This window comes from Burkholderia sp. Bp9099, assembly GCF_003857805.1.
Lineage (GTDB): Bacteria > Pseudomonadota > Gammaproteobacteria > Burkholderiales > Burkholderiaceae > Burkholderia.
The window spans coordinates 103995-118543 of record NZ_QTPU01000003.1 but is presented as its reverse complement, the minus strand read 5'-3'; the positions used below and the strand labels follow the sequence as shown (position 1 = coordinate 118543).

Below are 14549 nucleotides of genomic sequence, written 5' to 3'. Positions count from 1 at the left end.
CCGTTTCTCTCTGGTCTGCTTTCTGTGTAGTTTTACCGGGCGCGCGCGCGCCGGCTGCGATACGTATCGAGCACGACCGCCACCACGATCACCGCCCCGGTGATGATCCGTTTGGTCGGCTCGTTCGCGCCGATCTGCGCCAGCCCCGCGGCGAGCACGGAAATGATCAACACGCCGAAGAACGTGCTGATCACCGAGCCGCGCCCGCCCATCAGGCTCGTGCCGCCGATCACGACGGCCGCGATCACCTGCAGTTCGAGGCCCACGCCCGCGTTCGGGTCGGCGGCCTCGAGCCGCGAGATCTGGAACAGCGACGCGAGCCCCGCGAGCGCGCCCATCAGTGCGAATACGAGGATTTTATACGGCCGCGGGTTAACCCCGGCAAGCCGGACGGCTTCTTCATTCGTGCCGATACCGACAAGATAGCGCCCGAACACGGTGCGCGTGAGCACGAACTGCGCCGCGATCATCACCGCGACCGCGATCAGGAACGCCGGCGAGATGCCGAGCGCGATCGGGTTCGAGAGGAAATCGAACGCGTCGCCGATGTAGGCCGTGCGCGAATTCGTCAGCTGGTACGCGACACCGCGCGCGGCCTCGAGCACGCCGAGCGACACGATGAACGACGGAATCCGCCAGCCCACCGTGATCGCGCCCGTCAGCGAGCCGGTCACGGTCGCGACCGCGATCCCGATCAGCGCGGCGGGCAGCGGCCCCCAATGCCATTTCAGCGCGGCCACGCTGACCATCGACGCGGCCAGCGCGAGCACCGAGCCGACCGACAGGTCGATGCCGGCGATGATCAGCACGAACGTCATCCCGACCGACATCACGACGAGATCGGGGATCTGGTTCGCGATCGTGCTGAACGTATCGTAGGTCAGGAAATGCGAGCTGAGCGTCGAGAACAGCGCGATCATCGCGGCGAGCGCGCCGGCGAGCCCGAGATAGTTCGACACGCCGAGCCGCGTGCCGGACAGCGTGCGCGCGCGGCGCCCGGTCACGTCCTGCTGCGCGCCGGCGTCGCTCGGGGATACGGGAGGCTGGGTCATTGCTGTCGTCCTGTCGTCGAAGAGGCGGAAGCCGCGCGCGGCGCGCTTTCCGCATCCGGATGGCGTGCGCCGTCCGGCAGCGCTGCGCGGCCGAAGCCGGCGAACGCCGCGGCCAGCAGCGCATCCTGGGTCCAGTTGCCGCGTTCGAACACGGCGGTCATGCGGCCGGCCGACATCACGCCGATCCGGTCGCAGATCAGCATCAGCTCGCGCAGGTCGCTCGAGACGACCACCAGCGCCCGGCCCTCGCGCGCGAGCGCGCCCATCAGCGTGTAGATCTCGAATTTGGCGCCGACGTCGATCCCGCGGGTCGGTTCGTCGAACAGCAGCACGCCCATGTCGCGCGCGAGCCAGCGGCCGATCACGACCTTCTGCTGGTTGCCGCCCGACAGTTCGCCGACCGCCTGCGCGGCGCCGTGGGTGCGGATCCGCAGCGCGTCGATCTGCTGCTCGGCGAGCGCCGTCTCGCGCGCCGTATCGACGATGCCGCCGCGCGCGAGCCGGTCGAGCTGGCCGAGCGACACGTTCGACGTGACCGACTGCGACAGCAGCAGCCCTTCGCCCTTGCGGTCCTCGGTGATCAGCGCGATGCCGTGCTTCACCGCGTCGACGGGCGAGCCGATGCGCGCCGGCTTCAGCGGATCGCCGACCGCGATCATCCCGGCGTCCGGCGTGTCCGCGCCGTAGATCAGCCGCAGCAATTCGGTGCGCCCGGCACCGATCAGCCCCGAGATGCCGAAGATTTCGCCCGAGCGCACTTCGAGCGACACGTCCTGCACGGCCGTGCCGCGCGTCATGCCCGACACGACGAGGCGCGGCGCGCCGATGCGGCGCGCGCCGAGGTCGATGTGCTCGCCGACCTCGCGCCCGACCATCAGCGTGACGAGCCCGTCGGACGTCGTCGCGGCCATGTCGCCGACGTGCACGAGCCGGCCGTCGCGCAGCACCGCGACACGCTCGGCGACCCGCGCGAGTTCCTCGAGCCGGTGCGAGATGTAGACGATCGCCACGCCGCGCGCCTTCAGCCGGTCGATCTGCTCGAACAGCAGTTCGACCTCGCGCGCGGTCAGCATCGCGGTCGGTTCGTCGAGGATCAGCACACGGCAGTCGCCGATCAGGTTGCGCGCGATCTCGACCATCTGCTGGTGGCCGATGCCGAGTGCGCCGACCGGCGTATCGGGATCGACCGCGTCGAGCCCGACCTGCGCCATCGCGGCACGCGCATCGTCGCGCAGCCGCGCGCGATCGATGATGCCGAAGCGCCGCGGCAGACGGTTCAGGAACAGGTTCTCGGCGACCGTCAGCGTCGGCAGCAGGTTCAGCTCCTGCATCACCATGCGCACGCCGAGCGCCTCGGCCTGCGTGCGGCTCGCCGGCGCGTAGGCCTGGCCGCCGAGTTGCATCGTGCCGGCGGTCGGGTCGACGAGGCCGCCGATGATCTTCGACAGCGTGCTCTTGCCGGCGCCGTTCTCGCCCGTCAGCGCGAGCGCTTCACCCGGCACGAGCGTCAACGTGACGTCGGCGAGCACCGGTTCGGCGTAGGTCTTGCCCACACCGGAGACGGACAGCACGGGAACGGCTGAACGGGAGGGTTGGAAGGTCGGTTCCATCGCGATCCTGGTTGCGGCCGCGCGCACGCGGCGCGCGGGTGTGACGCTCACAAGTGCATGTGCATGCAGTGGCCGTGATCGCGCTCACTCCGTATAACGGCCGCCGGGCCCGCTTCTTGAGGCCGGCGGCCGCGACGGGGCGGCGTTACTTCGTCACGAGATCCACCGGCGTCTCGACCACGCCGGACATGTCGGCCTGCTTGCGATGCTCGGCGATCGCCTTGAGCGCCGTGTCGATGCCGAACACGGCCTGCTTCGCCGCGTACTGGTCGGCGGTCGCGAGCACGCGGCCGTCCTTCAGCATCGGCCTGATCGCATTGATGTTGTCGTAGCCGACCACGAACACCTTGCCCTGCTTGCCCGCCGCGCGCACGGCCGACACGGCGCCGATCGCCATGTTGTCGTTGCCGCACAGCAACGCGCGCAGGTTCGGGTATTCGTTGAGCATCGCGGACGCGACCGCATTGCCCTTGTCGATCTCCCATTCGCCCGACTGCACCGACACGACCTTCATCCCGCCCGCCTTCATCGCGTCCTCGAAGCCGGCCGTGCGCTGCTGCGCGTTGGTCGTCGTCGACACGCCTTCGAGGATGCCGACCTGGTCGCCCGCCTTCAGCCGCTTCGCGAGGTAGTCGCCGATCTTGCGCGCGCCCTTGCGGTTGTCGGGGCCGACGAACGGCACGTTCAGGTTCTTCGACTTGAGCACGTCCGGGTCGAGCCGGTTGTCGATGTTCACGACGGTGATGCCCGCGTCGACCGCCTTCTTCACGACGGGCACGAGCGCCTTCGAATCGGCCGGCGCGAGCACGATCGCATCGACCTTCGACACGATCATCTGCTCGACGATGCGGATCTGGTTCGCGGTGTCGGTCTCGTCCTTGATGCCGTTCGTGATCAGGTCGAACTGGCCGGCGTTGTGCTTCTGGTATTCCTTCGCGCCGTTTTCCATCGTCAGGAAGAACTCGTTGGCGAGCGACTTCATCACGAGCGCGACCTTCGGCTTGGCCGCGGCCTGCGCATGGACGGCCGGTGCGGCAGCAACCGCGACGGCGGCAAGTGCGGCGGTCAGGAAGCGACGGCGAAAGAGGACATTCATACACATCTCCTGGCGACTGGCCCGACGGGCCAGATTATTGTTTGACTGTTGTTTTAATGAGAGCAAACGTTTGCGCTACACTTCCCGGGCATCGGCCATCGATGCTGCTTGTCGGTACCACGGAATGGAAGCGAGGCAGACGGCCGACTGCCTGGCGCGTGCTGTCGTGACGCGCCACCGCCGGCGGGACGCCGGCGGAGTGGAAGCTATGCTGTACCGTTTCGGTTCGACGCGCAACCCGTCTGATCAATATTTAAGGGTTTATTCGGAGCGCGCGGTTGCACGCGCCGATTGCGGCGCGTTACATGATCGAAGCGAGGCACGCGCATGCGCCCTCTTGTTTTTCTGTTGACCGGCGATTAGTTGACGGCCGCCGCTCACGGCAACCCGGCTTGTGAGCGACAGCTTCGATCGAAGGACCGACGCGTCGGCACGCCCTGAAATGGCGGATGCAGCATCGGCGCCCGATGCAACGCGTCCGAAGGGCGCCTGCCGCGCCCCCGGAACATCGTCCCGCCGTCAGACCGCTTCGCGCAGCAGCCCGGCGATTTCCGCTTCGTTAAGATGCGGCGCGAACATCTCGATCAGCCGGTACGCATACGCGCGCAGGAATGCGCCCTTGCGCAACCCGACCCGCGTCGTGCTCGCCTCGAACAGGTGCTGCGTGTCGAGCGCGACGAGCCCGGTGTCGCGCTGCGGATCGAAGGCCATTGCCGCGACGACGCCGATCCCCATCCCGAGCTCGACGTAGGTCTTGATCACGTCCGCGTCGATTGCAGTCAGCACGACGTCGGGCACGGCGCCGGCCTGCGCGAATGCCTGGTCGATGTGCGAGCGGCCCGTGAAGTCCTGGTCATACGTGATGATCGGGTACTCGGCGATTTCGTCGAGCGTCAGGTTCTCGCGACCGACGAGCGGATGCCCCTTCGGCACGACGACCGTGTGGTGCCACGAATAGCACGGGAACGTGACGATGTCCGGATAGCGATCGAGCGCCTCGGTCGAGATGCCGAGATCGGCTTCGCCGTTCAGGATCATCTGCGCGATCTGCTGCGGGCTGCCCTGGCGCAGCGCGAGATGCACCTTCGGAAACACCTCGGTGAACTGGCGGATCACCTTCGGCAGCGCGTAGCGCGCCTGCGTGTGCGTCGTCGCGACGACGAGGTGGCCGCTGTCCTGGTCCGCGAACTGGCGCGCGACGCGGCGCAGGTTTTCCGCATCCAGCAGCATCCGCTCGATCAGCTGATGCACGGCCTTGCCGGGCTCCGTGAGCCCCGTGAGCCGCTTGCCGCGCCGGATGAAGATATCGACGCCCAGTTCATCCTCGAGATCCTTGATCTGCTTCGACACGCCCGACTGCGACGTGTACAGCACGTTCGCGACTTCCGTCAGGTTCATGTTCTGGCGCACGGCCTCGCGCACGAAACGCAATTGCTGAAAATTCATGGGTATGCCTCTTAGGCTGTCGTTGTTTGAATGTCGATTCGGAGCGGTATCCGCCCTCTTCTCTTTACCGCGGCCGGACGTCAGTGCGCGGGAAACACGCGGACCGCGCGCGGCACGGCCGTCGCGCCGTCGCCCACCTGCAGCGCGAGCGCACGCCACGCGTCGCGATCGAGTTCCGCTTCGAGTGCGCCGCCCGTGCGCGCCTCGAGTTCGACCCGCACCGAGCCGCCGAGCGGGATCACGCGGCGCACGTCGACCGCGATGCCGTCGCGATGGTCGTCGCCGGCCGGCCACAGCTGCAGGTCGTGCGGCCGCACGTATGCGTTCGCGGGACCCGCGAAATCGGCGTCGACCGCGATCGGCGCGGCCGCCCCCTCGGCCACGAAGCCGCGCCCGGCGACCGTGCCCGGCAACCGGTTCGCCGCACCGAGGAATTCGTAGACGAACGCGCTTTGCGGATGATCGTAGACGTCCTGCGGGCTGCCGACCTGCTCCACATGACCGCGGTTCAGCACGACGATCCGGTCGGCCACTTCCAGCGCCTCCTCCTGGTCGTGCGTGACGAAGATCGTCGAGATGTGCAGGTCGTCGTGCAGGCGCCGCAGCCAGCCGCGCAGTTCCTTGCGCACCTTCGCGTCGAGCGCGCCGAACGGCTCGTCGAGCAGCAGCACCTTCGGCTCGACCGCGAGCGCGCGGGCCAGCGCGATCCGCTGACGCTGGCCGCCCGACAGCTCGGACGGGTAGCGCTGCGCAAGCCAGTCGAGCTGCACGAGCTTCAGCAGTTCGTGCACTTTCTCGCGGATCACGGCTTCCGACGGCCGCTCGCGGCGCGGCTTCACGCGCAGCCCGAACGCGACGTTCTCGAACACGGTCATGTGGCGGAACAGCGCGTAATGCTGGAACACGAAACCGACCTGGCGCTCGCGCGCGCCGACCGACGCGACGTCGAGCCCTTGCAGCACGACCTGGCCGGCGTCCGCGTGCTCGAGGCCCGCGATCACGCGCAGCAGCGTGGTCTTGCCGCAACCGGACGGCCCGAGCAGTGCGACGAGCTCGCCCGGCGGAAAGTCGAGCGACACGTTGTCGAGCGCGGTGAAATCGCCGAAGCGCTTCTGAAGGTGACGGACGGTGATACCCATTCTGGTTGCCTCTTTACGATTTCGACGAAATGGCGGCGGCGGGGCCGGCATGAGCGGGAACGTCATCGCGTGCGCCGGCCAGTTCGGCGGCGAGGTGACGCTCGGCGAGCAGCTTCAGCGCGAGCGTGACGAGCGCGAGCAGCGCCAGCACCGACGCCACCGCGAACGCCGCCGCGAAGTTGTATTCGTTGTACAGGATCTCGACGTGCAGCGGCATCGTGTCGGTCACGCCGCGGATGTGGCCGGACACGACCGACACCGCGCCGAACTCGCCCATCGCGCGCGCATTGCACAGGATCACGCCGTACAGCAGGCCCCACTTCACGTTCGGCAGCGTCACGCGCCGGAAGATCTGCCAGCCCGATGCGCCCAGCACGCGCGCGGCCTCCTCCTCGTCGGTGCCCTGCGCCTGCATCAGCGGGATCAGTTCACGCGCGACGAACGGGAACGTGACGAAGATCGTCGCGAGCACGATGCCCGGCACCGCGAAGATGATCTGCACGTCGTGGCCCTGCAGCCACGGCCCGAGCCAGCCCTGCGCACCGAACAGCAGCACGTAGACGAGGCCCGAGATCACTGGCGACACGGAGAACGGCAGGTCGATCAGCGTCGTCAGTAAAGCCTTGCCGCGGAATTCGAACTTCGCGATCGCCCACGACGCGCACACGCCGAACACGAGGTTCAGCGGCACCGCGATCACCGCGACGGTCAGCGTCAGCTTGATCGCCGACCATGCGTCGGGATCCGCGAGCGATTCGAGATAGAAGCCGACGCCCTTGCGCAGCGCCTCAAAAAACACCGCGGCGAGCGGCACGACGAGGAAGAACGCGAGGAACGCCAGCGCGACGCCGATCAGCAGCCAGCGCACGGCGCGCGGCTCGCTGACGGGATCCGGTTGTTTCGCGGCGCGCACGCGCGCGGCGGACGGGTTGTTCAGCACGGCGGTGGACTCCTGGCTCATTGCTGGCCTCCGGCGGCAGTCGCGGCAACGGTGACGGTCGCGGGCGCGGGGCCGCTCGCGCCCTTGCTCGTGCGGCGCTGCAGATACCACTGCAGCGTGTTGATGAGCAGCAGCATCAGGAACGACACGACCAGCATCACGACCGCCAGCGCGGTCGCGCCCGCGTAGTCGTACTGCTCGAGCTTCGTGATGATCAGCAGCGACGTGATCTCGGATTTCATCGGCACGTTGCCGGCGATGAAGATCACCGACCCGTACTCGCCGAGCGCGCGCGCGAACGCCAGTGCGAAGCCGGTGAGCAGCGCGGGCAGCACGGCCGGCAGCACGACGCGGCGGAACGTCAGCCAGCGCGTTGCGCCGAGGCACGCGGCGGCCTCTTCCTGCTCGCGCTCGAAATCCTCGAGCACGGGCTGCACGGTGCGCACGACGAACGGCAGCCCGATGAAGGTCAGCGCCACCAGCACGCCGACCGGCGTGAACGCGATCTTGATGCCGAACGGCGCGAGATACTGGCCCACCCAGCCGTTGGTCGCGTAGACGGCGGCAAGCGAGATGCCGGCGACCGACGTCGGCAGCGCGAACGGCAGGTCGACGATCGCGTCGACGAGCCGCTTGAACGGGAACGTGTAGCGCACCAGCACCCACGCGACGAGAAAACCGAACACGGCATTGATCACCGCACCGCCGAGCGCGGAGGCAAACGTCAGCCGGTACGACGCGAGTACGCGCGGCGACGCGACGGCGGTGACGAACTGGTCCCACGACAGCGTCGCGGTCTTCAGGAACGTGGCGGCGAGCGGAATCAGCACCACGAGGCTCAAATAGGCCACCGTGATGCCGAGCGTCACGCCGAAACCGGGCAGCGCGCTCGGCTTGCGAAAGGTGTACGTCGTCATCGGATGCTCTTGCTGGGTCGTTGCTGCTCACGGGTCCGACGCAAACGCCGGCGCGGGGAGTCGCGCCGGCGGGCCGTCGGGGATGCGGCGCGCTGTCGTGGCGCGCCGCTGTCGTTGTGGTTTGCTGCTGCCTGGTGTTACTGCGGCTTGTAGATCGAGTCGAACACGCCGCCGTCCGCGAAATGCGTCTTCTGCGCGTTCGTCCAGCCGCCGAACGTGTCGTCGACCGTGTACAGCTTCAGCTTCGGAAACTGCTTCGTCAGGTCCGCCGGCACGTTCTTCGAACGCGGACGGTAGTAGTTGCGCGCCGCGATTTCCTGGCCCTGCGGGCTGTACAGGAAATTCAGGTAGGCCTCGGCCAGCTTGCGCGTGCCCTTCTTGTCGACCACCTTGTCGACCACGGCAACGGGCGGCTCGGCCAGGATGCTCACCGACGGCACGACGATCTCGAACTTGTCGGTGCCGAATTCCTTGATCGACAGGAACGCCTCGTTCTCCCACGCGATCAGCACGTCGCCGATCCCGCGCTGCACGAAGCTCGTCGTCGCACCGCGCGCGCCCGAGTCGAGCACGCCCGCATTCTTGTAGAGCTTCGTCACGAATTCCTTCGCGCTCTGCTCGTTGCCGCCCGGCTTGTGGACCGCGTATGCCCATGCGGCCAGGTAGTTCCAGCGCGCCCCGCCCGACGTCTTCGGGTTCGGCGTGACGATCGAGATGCCCGGCTTGGTCAGGTCATCCCAGTCCTTGATCCCTTTCGGGTTGCCCTTGCGCACCAGGAACACGATCGTCGACGTGTACGGCGATGCGTTGTCGGGCAGGCGCTTCTGCCAGTCCTTGTTGACGAGCCCCTTGTTGGCGATCGCGTCGATGTCGTAGGCGAGCGCCAGCGTCACGACGTCGGCCTGCAGGCCGTCGAGCACCGAGCGCGCCTGCGCGCCCGAGCCGCCGTGCGACTGCTTGAAGTTGACCGTCTCGCCCGTCTGCGCCTTCCACGCCTTGCCGAACGCCTGGTTGAAGTCCTGGTACAACTCGCGCGTCGGGTCGTAGGACACGTTCAGGAACGTCGTATCGGCCTGGGCATGCGTCGCGACGCCCAGCGCCGCCGCCGCGCCCAGCGCGAGTGTTGCGATCAGGCGGCCCACTCCGCCCACCAGCCCCGTATTGCGCTTCGCCATCCTTGGTTCTCCAGTGTTGTCGGTATTGCGATGTCGGGCCAGTCTAGCGAACGGGTTACATGATTAAAAATAATCGTTCCTTATTTTTTAATACTCAAAAGTGCTAACGCAGACGGGATGGACGGTTGAGGCAGATGAACCGGCGTCCGGGCGTCGCGAAATCACGTCGGAACCGGCGCGATCGCGTCGAACTTCAAGTAACACTTGAAATTCGCGAAGTACTGTATAAAAATACAGCTCACTGTCTATCCATACAGTTCAGCCATGACCAAACTCACCGCCCGTCAGCAGCAAGTGTTCGACTTGATCCGCCGCGCGATCGAGCGCTCCGGTTTCCCGCCCACACGCGCCGAGATCGCGGCAGAGCTGGGCTTCAGCTCGCCGAATGCGGCCGAGGAACACCTCCGTGCGCTGGCGCGCAAAGGGGTGATCGAGCTGGCCGCCGGCGCGTCGCGCGGCATCCGCCTGCTCGGCATCGACGACGCCCCCCATCAGTTCACGCTGCCGCATGCCGGCCTGATGCAACTGTCGCTGCCGCTCGTCGGCCGGGTGGCGGCCGGTAGCCCGATCCTCGCGCAGGAGCACATCTCGCAGCATTACGCGTGCGATCCCGCGCTGTTCACCAGCAAGCCCGACTACCTGCTGAAGGTGCGCGGCCTGTCGATGCGCGACGCCGGCATTCTCGACGGCGACCTCCTCGCCGTGCAGAAGCGCACGGAAGCGAAGGACGGCCAGATCATCGTCGCGCGGCTTGGCGACGACGTCACGGTCAAGCGCCTGATGCGCCGGCCAGGCGGCCTCGAGCTGATCGCGGAGAACCCGGATTACGAAAACATCTTCGTCAAGGCCGGCAGCGCGGAATTCGCGCTGGAAGGCATCGCCGTCGGGCTGATCCGCTCGGGCGAACTCTGACAATCGGTCTCGCTGAGGAGAACATCATGGAACGCCTTTCCCGTTTGCTGCCTTTCCGTCAATTCGGCCGCCTGCGTCACCTGCGCGGCCGCACGCCCTGCGCGCCGCTGTCCGCCGCGGCGCCCGTGGTGAGCCAAGAAGTCGCAGTTGAACGGCAGGCGTCGCTGCTGCCCTCAGCGCTTCCCGCCTTCGCACGGGTCTCGCTGAACGCCGGCCTGCACCACGCGGAACCGGCGCGCCGTGCGCCCGTGCGCGTTTATCACGGCCGGTCGCGCCTGATCATGGTCGGGACGATCGATGCCGTGTGCCGGATGATCGATCGCTGCATCGACGAGGAACGATCGGCCACGCACGGCGGTCTCTGATTGCGGAACCTGTCCGCACCGGAGGCATCGTGACTGGATCTTCGGGCCGCGCGTGGCGGCTCAAGCCCCTGCTGATCGTCGTGCTGGCCGTCGCCGTTTTGGTGGCGATCGGCTATGCGTACGCATCGCCGTATGTCGCGCTCGGTCGCCTGAAATCGGCGATCGATGCGCGCGATGCGCAATCGGTCAGCGAATATGTCGATTTTCCGTCGCTGCGCATCAGCCTGAAGCAGCAGGTCACGGAAGAGTTGATGCACCGGATCGACGCGGTGAAGAAGGACAACCCGTTCGCGGTGATCGGCGCGCTGATCGGCTCTGCATTGATCGGCCCGCTCGTCGATGCGTATGCGACGCCGGAAGGCGTCGCGGCGCTGATGAGCGGCATTCCCCCGCGCGGTAATCCGGGCGAGCGGCCACCCGAATGGTCGGGCCCGCCGTCAGGCGGTGCGCCTGGCAGCGCATCGGCCGCACCGCCGGCCAATCCGGCGAGCACCCCCGTACCGGGCAGCAATGCCTCGGTCGCGTCCGCGCCGGCCCCCGCATCCGCGCCAGCCGGCCCGGGCGACACGCGCCATCCGCAGCAAACGAGCGCCGGCTACCGGAATATCGATGAATTTGTCGTGACCTACCAGCGCAGTGCCGACGGCACGCGCTATGCGGCGATCTTCCACCGCTTTGGCCTGTTTTCGTGGAAGCTGTCCGCGATCGACCTGCACGCGTGAGCGGTCGCGATCGGGATCGATGCCGCTGCGGCGGCAATGGCGAGCGACCGGCGCGGATCGCAGGACAACCCGGCCGGTCACACGATCTCACTGTGTCACTTGCCGCTCGCGGTGGCCGCTTCGCGTTCGCGCGCGATCTCGGCCTTTTGCTCTTCAGCCGACGAACACGCGACCAGAATGCTGCAGTTCACGCGATCGAGCAGTTGCGTATTGCCCGACCCCATCCACCATCTCGACAATCCGCTGCGGCACCGATGGCCGACCACGACGAGGTCGGCCTTCAACTCGGTCGCGAGATTCGCGATTTCGTCGATCGGATAACCGAACGCAAAATGGCCTTCCGCCTGGACGCCGCGCTCGCGCAGCCAGTTCACGCCTTCCTGCAGGATCTCGCGCGCGGTTTCCTCGAAGCGGCCGCAGGCGACGTCGGTCAGCAGCCCCGCGCTTTGCGCGATGCTCGAGCGCATGTCGACGACCGACAGCAAATGCGTTTCCGCCTTCAGGTCCAGCGCGAGATTCGCACCGCACCGCAAGGCCTTGCGTCCTTCGAGCGTGCCGTCGTAGCACAGCAGAATCTTGTTGTAGCTAGCCATGAGACCTCCCTATCGCGACAACGTGCCCTATGCACTCATCATGGTGCGCCGCAATTCCGGACGCAAGGGATGGAAAACGCTGATTCGCCACGCGGGGCGCGTCGGCGATGATGCGGTGCACGATCCGTGCGCGCATGCACCGTCGCGCGCGTGCGCGCCCTGAAGAGACGCAGCCGATGCACTAGAATGGCCCGTCCGTGTCCTCGACGTGCGTTCGCCCCGGTCATGCCCATGTGACACGCATTCGCCCGATCCGTTCGCCGAGCGGCATGCCCATCCGGCCGGCCGCGAAACGCGTCCGCGCCTGCCTACAACGACAACCTGCCCATGTCCGTTGCACCGATCGATTTCCGGAACGTCGAAAAGCGCTATGGCGACAAGCTCGTCGTCAACGGCCTGTCCTTCCACGTGCAGGCCGGCGAATGCTACGGCCTGCTCGGGCCGAACGGCGCCGGCAAGACCACGACGCTGAAAATGCTGCTCGGCCTCGTGTATCCCGACGCCGGCACCATTTCACTGTGCGGCGAACCGGTTCCGTCGCGCGCGCGGCATGCGCGCCAGCGCGTCGGCGTCGTCCCGCAGTTCGACAACCTCGACCCCGACTTCACGGTCCGCGAAAACCTGCTCGTGTTCAGCCGCTATTTCGGGATGTCGGCGCAGGCTTCACGCGCGCTGGTGCAGCCGCTGCTGGAATTCGCGAAACTGGAGAACAAGGCCGATGCGAAGGTCGGCGAGCTGTCGGGCGGGATGAAGCGCCGCCTGACGCTTGCGCGCGCGCTCGTCAACGATCCGGACGTGCTGGTGCTCGACGAGCCGACGACGGGGCTCGATCCACAGGCGCGGCACCTGATGTGGGAGCGCTTGCGTTCGCTGCTCGCGCGCGGCAAGACGATCCTGATCACCACGCATTTCATGGAGGAAGCCGAGCGCCTGTGCGACCGGCTGTGCGTGATCGAGGAAGGCCGCAAGATCGCCGAAGGCGCGCCGCACGCGCTGATCGAATCGGAGATCGGCTGCGACGTGATCGAGATCTACGGGCCGGACCCGGTCGCGCTGCGCGACGAGCTGACGCCGTTCGCGAAACGCACCGAGATCAGCGGCGAGACGCTGTTCTGCTACGTGAGCGATCCCGAGCCGCTCAGCGCCCGGCTCAAGGGTCGCACGGGATTGCGCTATCTGCATCGTCCGGCCAATCTGGAAGACGTGTTCCTGCGGCTCACGGGCCGCGAAATGCAGGACTGATCGATCATGGACGCACGCAACTATTCCGCCGCCGCGCCGTCCGCACCGCCACGCGAATCACGCTTCGCAGTCGCGCTGCCCGCGAATGCCACCAACTGGATCGCCGTGTGGCGGCGCAACTACCTCGTGTGGCGCAAGCTCGCGCTCGCGTCGCTGTTCGGCAATCTCGCCGATCCGATGATCTACCTGTTCGGGCTGGGATTCGGGCTCGGCCTGATGCTCGGCCACGTCGACGGCGTGTCGTATATCGCGTTCCTCGCGGCCGGCACGGTCGGTTCGAGCGTGATGATGTCCGCGAGCTTCGAGTCGATGTATTCGGGCTTCTCGCGGATGCACGTGCAGCGCACCTGGGAAGCGATCATGCACACGCCGCTCGCGCTGGGCGACATCGTGCTCGGGGAGATCGTCTGGGCGGCGAGCAAGGCGCTGTTGTCGGGCGTCGCGATCATGCTCGTCGCGGGCCTGCTCGGCTATGCGCGCTTTCCGTCGATGCTCGCGGCGCTACCCGTGATCGTGCTCGCCGGCCTCGCGTTCGCGAGCACCGCGATGATCGTCACCGCGCTCGCGCCGTCCTACGACTTCTTCATGTTCTATCAGACGCTCGTGCTGACGCCGATGCTGCTGCTGTCGGGCGTGTTCTTCCCGATCACGCAGTTGCCGCCGATCGCGCAGCATGCCGCGCACGTGCTGCCGCTCGCCAACGCGGTCGAACTGATCCGGCCCGCGATGCTCGGCCGGCCGGCGACGGACGCCGGCCTGCATCTCGCGGTGCTCGCCGGTTATGCGGTCGGCGGATTCATCGTCTCCGCGTGGCTGTTCCGGCGGCGCATGATGCGCTGACGGCCGACGCGCACGGCGCGCCGGCTCGCTGCGACGAAGCGGCGGCGGCGTTACTCGTCGTCGTCGCTCCACGGAATCTCGACGTCGGTCAGGAATGCGACGGTCGCCAGCGGGCCGCCTTCGTGGCGGCCGAGCTTGCCGTCCGCGCGATGCCATTCGACGCGGAACTGCGTACCCGGATCGTCGGCAACCAGATAGACCGCGCGCAGTTCTTCCGCGTCGGCTTCGTCGACCGGACCGTCGAACGACACCAGCATCTTCTGCGGCCATAGGCCGTTCACCGGATCGTAGATGCGGTCGCCCTGCGGAATCTCGATGCTGGCCTCGACGCCGATCGTGGCGGAGGCTTCGATGATCATCGTGCCGAGCGCGTTCAGCACGGCAGTGGCCCGCGCGGAATTGGCCTGGCGGATCGCGAGATCGCCACGCGTCAGCGCCTTTTCGAGTCGAGGATGAATCTTCGGTTGGGTCATGCGTTTTCCTGTTTGCTTCTTGTAAAG

General features: G+C 67.1%; 16 protein-coding genes. 6 read left to right on the top strand and 10 right to left on the bottom strand.

What is annotated here, in order from left to right:
• Nucleotides 1-32: 32 nt before the first annotated feature.
• The 8 genes from DIE17_RS04220 to DIE17_RS04185 form a co-directional block, all read right to left on the bottom strand.
• Nucleotides 33-1052 carry an ABC transporter permease gene (locus tag DIE17_RS04220; protein WP_044843602.1) on the bottom strand — a complete coding sequence of 340 codons (1020 nt, stop codon included), beginning with the start codon at nucleotides 1050-1052 and terminating at the stop codon, nucleotides 33-35.
• Nucleotides 1049-2662: a sugar ABC transporter ATP-binding protein gene (locus DIE17_RS04215; RefSeq protein WP_124485539.1), complete on the bottom strand. Its 1614-nt coding sequence runs from the start codon at nucleotides 2660-2662 to the stop codon at nucleotides 1049-1051. Before DIE17_RS04215 ends, DIE17_RS04220 begins: the two co-directional genes overlap by 4 nt.
• Before the next feature lie 145 nt (nucleotides 2663-2807).
• Nucleotides 2808-3758, bottom strand: coding sequence for a sugar ABC transporter substrate-binding protein (locus tag DIE17_RS04210; protein WP_044843604.1), 951 nt, complete (start codon nucleotides 3756-3758; stop codon nucleotides 2808-2810).
• A 519-nt stretch (nucleotides 3759-4277) separates the two neighbouring features.
• A complete protein-coding gene (locus DIE17_RS04205; protein WP_044843605.1) occupies nucleotides 4278-5204 on the bottom strand; it encodes a CysB family HTH-type transcriptional regulator in 927 nt (308 codons plus the stop codon).
• Nucleotides 5205-5284: 80 nt separating this feature from the next.
• On the bottom strand, nucleotides 5285-6343 hold the full coding sequence (locus DIE17_RS04200) for a sulfate/molybdate ABC transporter ATP-binding protein (RefSeq protein ID WP_044843606.1): 1059 nt from the start codon (nucleotides 6341-6343) through the stop codon (nucleotides 5285-5287).
• Nucleotides 6344-6356: 13 nt separating this feature from the next.
• Complete coding sequence (gene cysW, locus DIE17_RS04195) at nucleotides 6357-7304, bottom strand: sulfate ABC transporter permease subunit CysW (RefSeq protein ID WP_044843607.1); 948 nt, start codon at nucleotides 7302-7304, stop codon at nucleotides 6357-6359.
• Entirely contained in the window at nucleotides 7301-8200 is a 900-nt protein-coding gene (gene cysT, locus DIE17_RS04190) for a sulfate ABC transporter permease subunit CysT (RefSeq protein WP_044843608.1), read from the bottom strand. Before cysT ends, cysW begins: the two co-directional genes overlap by 4 nt.
• Nucleotides 8201-8337: 137 nt before the next feature.
• Nucleotides 8338-9375: a sulfate ABC transporter substrate-binding protein gene (locus DIE17_RS04185; protein ID WP_124485540.1), complete on the bottom strand. Its 1038-nt coding sequence runs from the start codon at nucleotides 9373-9375 to the stop codon at nucleotides 8338-8340.
• Nucleotides 9376-9639: 264 nt separating this feature from the next.
• On the opposite strand from DIE17_RS04185, the gene lexA reads away from it, so the two are divergent.
• The 3 genes from lexA to DIE17_RS04165 are packed head-to-tail and all read left to right on the top strand — an operon-like array spanning nucleotide 9640 to nucleotide 11374.
• Entirely contained in the window at nucleotides 9640-10287 is a 648-nt protein-coding gene (lexA, locus tag DIE17_RS04175; RefSeq protein WP_006754655.1) for a transcriptional repressor LexA, read from the top strand.
• Between the two features lie 26 nt (nucleotides 10288-10313).
• On the top strand, nucleotides 10314-10652 hold the full coding sequence (locus DIE17_RS04170) for a hypothetical protein (RefSeq protein WP_044843610.1): 339 nt from the start codon (nucleotides 10314-10316) through the stop codon (nucleotides 10650-10652).
• A 29-nt stretch (nucleotides 10653-10681) separates the two neighbouring features.
• Complete coding sequence (locus tag DIE17_RS04165; RefSeq protein WP_124485541.1) at nucleotides 10682-11374, top strand: DUF2939 domain-containing protein; 693 nt, start codon at nucleotides 10682-10684, stop codon at nucleotides 11372-11374.
• Nucleotides 11375-11469: 95 nt separating this feature from the next.
• Here DIE17_RS04165 and DIE17_RS04160 read toward each other — a convergent pair whose 3' ends face one another.
• The gene (locus DIE17_RS04160; RefSeq protein WP_044843612.1) at nucleotides 11470-11967 is read right to left on the bottom strand and encodes a universal stress protein; all 498 of its coding nucleotides are present in this window, start codon (nucleotides 11965-11967) and stop codon (nucleotides 11470-11472) included.
• On the opposite strand from DIE17_RS04160, the gene DIE17_RS37275 reads away from it, so the two are divergent.
• The 3 genes from DIE17_RS37275 to DIE17_RS04150 all read left to right on the top strand — a co-directional run bounded on the left by DIE17_RS37275 (nucleotide 11966) and on the right by DIE17_RS04150 (nucleotide 14049).
• On the top strand, nucleotides 11966-12130 hold the full coding sequence (locus DIE17_RS37275) for a hypothetical protein (protein WP_185500322.1): 165 nt from the start codon (nucleotides 11966-11968) through the stop codon (nucleotides 12128-12130). The two genes, DIE17_RS04160 and DIE17_RS37275, sit on opposite strands and share 2 nt — an antisense overlap.
• A gap of 164 nt (nucleotides 12131-12294) precedes the next feature.
• Nucleotides 12295-13209, top strand: coding sequence for a nodulation factor ABC transporter ATP-binding protein NodI (gene nodI, locus DIE17_RS04155; RefSeq protein ID WP_044843613.1), 915 nt, complete (start codon nucleotides 12295-12297; stop codon nucleotides 13207-13209).
• A 6-nt stretch (nucleotides 13210-13215) separates the two neighbouring features.
• The gene (locus tag DIE17_RS04150; RefSeq protein ID WP_044843614.1) at nucleotides 13216-14049 is read left to right on the top strand and encodes an ABC transporter permease; all 834 of its coding nucleotides are present in this window, start codon (nucleotides 13216-13218) and stop codon (nucleotides 14047-14049) included.
• 50 nt (nucleotides 14050-14099) lie between these two features.
• Here the strand turns inward: DIE17_RS04150 and DIE17_RS04145 are convergent, their stop codons facing one another.
• The gene (locus tag DIE17_RS04145) at nucleotides 14100-14522 is read right to left on the bottom strand and encodes a hypothetical protein (protein WP_044843615.1); all 423 of its coding nucleotides are present in this window, start codon (nucleotides 14520-14522) and stop codon (nucleotides 14100-14102) included.
• Nucleotides 14523-14549 lie beyond the last annotated feature (27 nt).

Bases quoted from the DNA above. Each gene is read 5' to 3' on its own strand.
- DIE17_RS04220 (WP_044843602.1), bottom strand. From the start codon at position 1,052: ATGACCCAGCCTCCCGTATCCCCGAGCGACGCCGGCGCGCAGCAGGAC.
- DIE17_RS04215 (WP_124485539.1), bottom strand. From the start codon at position 2,662: ATGGAACCGACCTTCCAACCCTCCCGTTCAGCCGTTCCCGTGCTGTCC.
- DIE17_RS04210 (WP_044843604.1), bottom strand. From the start codon at position 3,758: ATGAATGTCCTCTTTCGCCGTCGCTTCCTGACCGCCGCACTTGCCGCC.
- DIE17_RS04205 (WP_044843605.1), bottom strand. From the start codon at position 5,204: ATGAATTTTCAGCAATTGCGTTTCGTGCGCGAGGCCGTGCGCCAGAAC.
- DIE17_RS04200 (WP_044843606.1), bottom strand. From the start codon at position 6,343: ATGGGTATCACCGTCCGTCACCTTCAGAAGCGCTTCGGCGATTTCACC.
- cysW (WP_044843607.1), bottom strand. From the start codon at position 7,304: ATGAGCCAGGAGTCCACCGCCGTGCTGAACAACCCGTCCGCCGCGCGC.
- cysT (WP_044843608.1), bottom strand. From the start codon at position 8,200: ATGACGACGTACACCTTTCGCAAGCCGAGCGCGCTGCCCGGTTTCGGC.
- DIE17_RS04185 (WP_124485540.1), bottom strand. From the start codon at position 9,375: ATGGCGAAGCGCAATACGGGGCTGGTGGGCGGAGTGGGCCGCCTGATC.
- lexA (WP_006754655.1), top strand. From the start codon at position 9,640: ATGACCAAACTCACCGCCCGTCAGCAGCAAGTGTTCGACTTGATCCGC.
- DIE17_RS04170 (WP_044843610.1), top strand. From the start codon at position 10,314: ATGGAACGCCTTTCCCGTTTGCTGCCTTTCCGTCAATTCGGCCGCCTG.
- DIE17_RS37275 (WP_185500322.1), top strand. From the start codon at position 11,966: ATGAGACCTCCCTATCGCGACAACGTGCCCTATGCACTCATCATGGTG.
- DIE17_RS04160 (WP_044843612.1), bottom strand. From the start codon at position 11,967: ATGGCTAGCTACAACAAGATTCTGCTGTGCTACGACGGCACGCTCGAA.
- nodI (WP_044843613.1), top strand. From the start codon at position 12,295: ATGTCCGTTGCACCGATCGATTTCCGGAACGTCGAAAAGCGCTATGGC.
- DIE17_RS04150 (WP_044843614.1), top strand. From the start codon at position 13,216: ATGGACGCACGCAACTATTCCGCCGCCGCGCCGTCCGCACCGCCACGC.
- DIE17_RS04145 (WP_044843615.1), bottom strand. From the start codon at position 14,522: ATGACCCAACCGAAGATTCATCCTCGACTCGAAAAGGCGCTGACGCGT.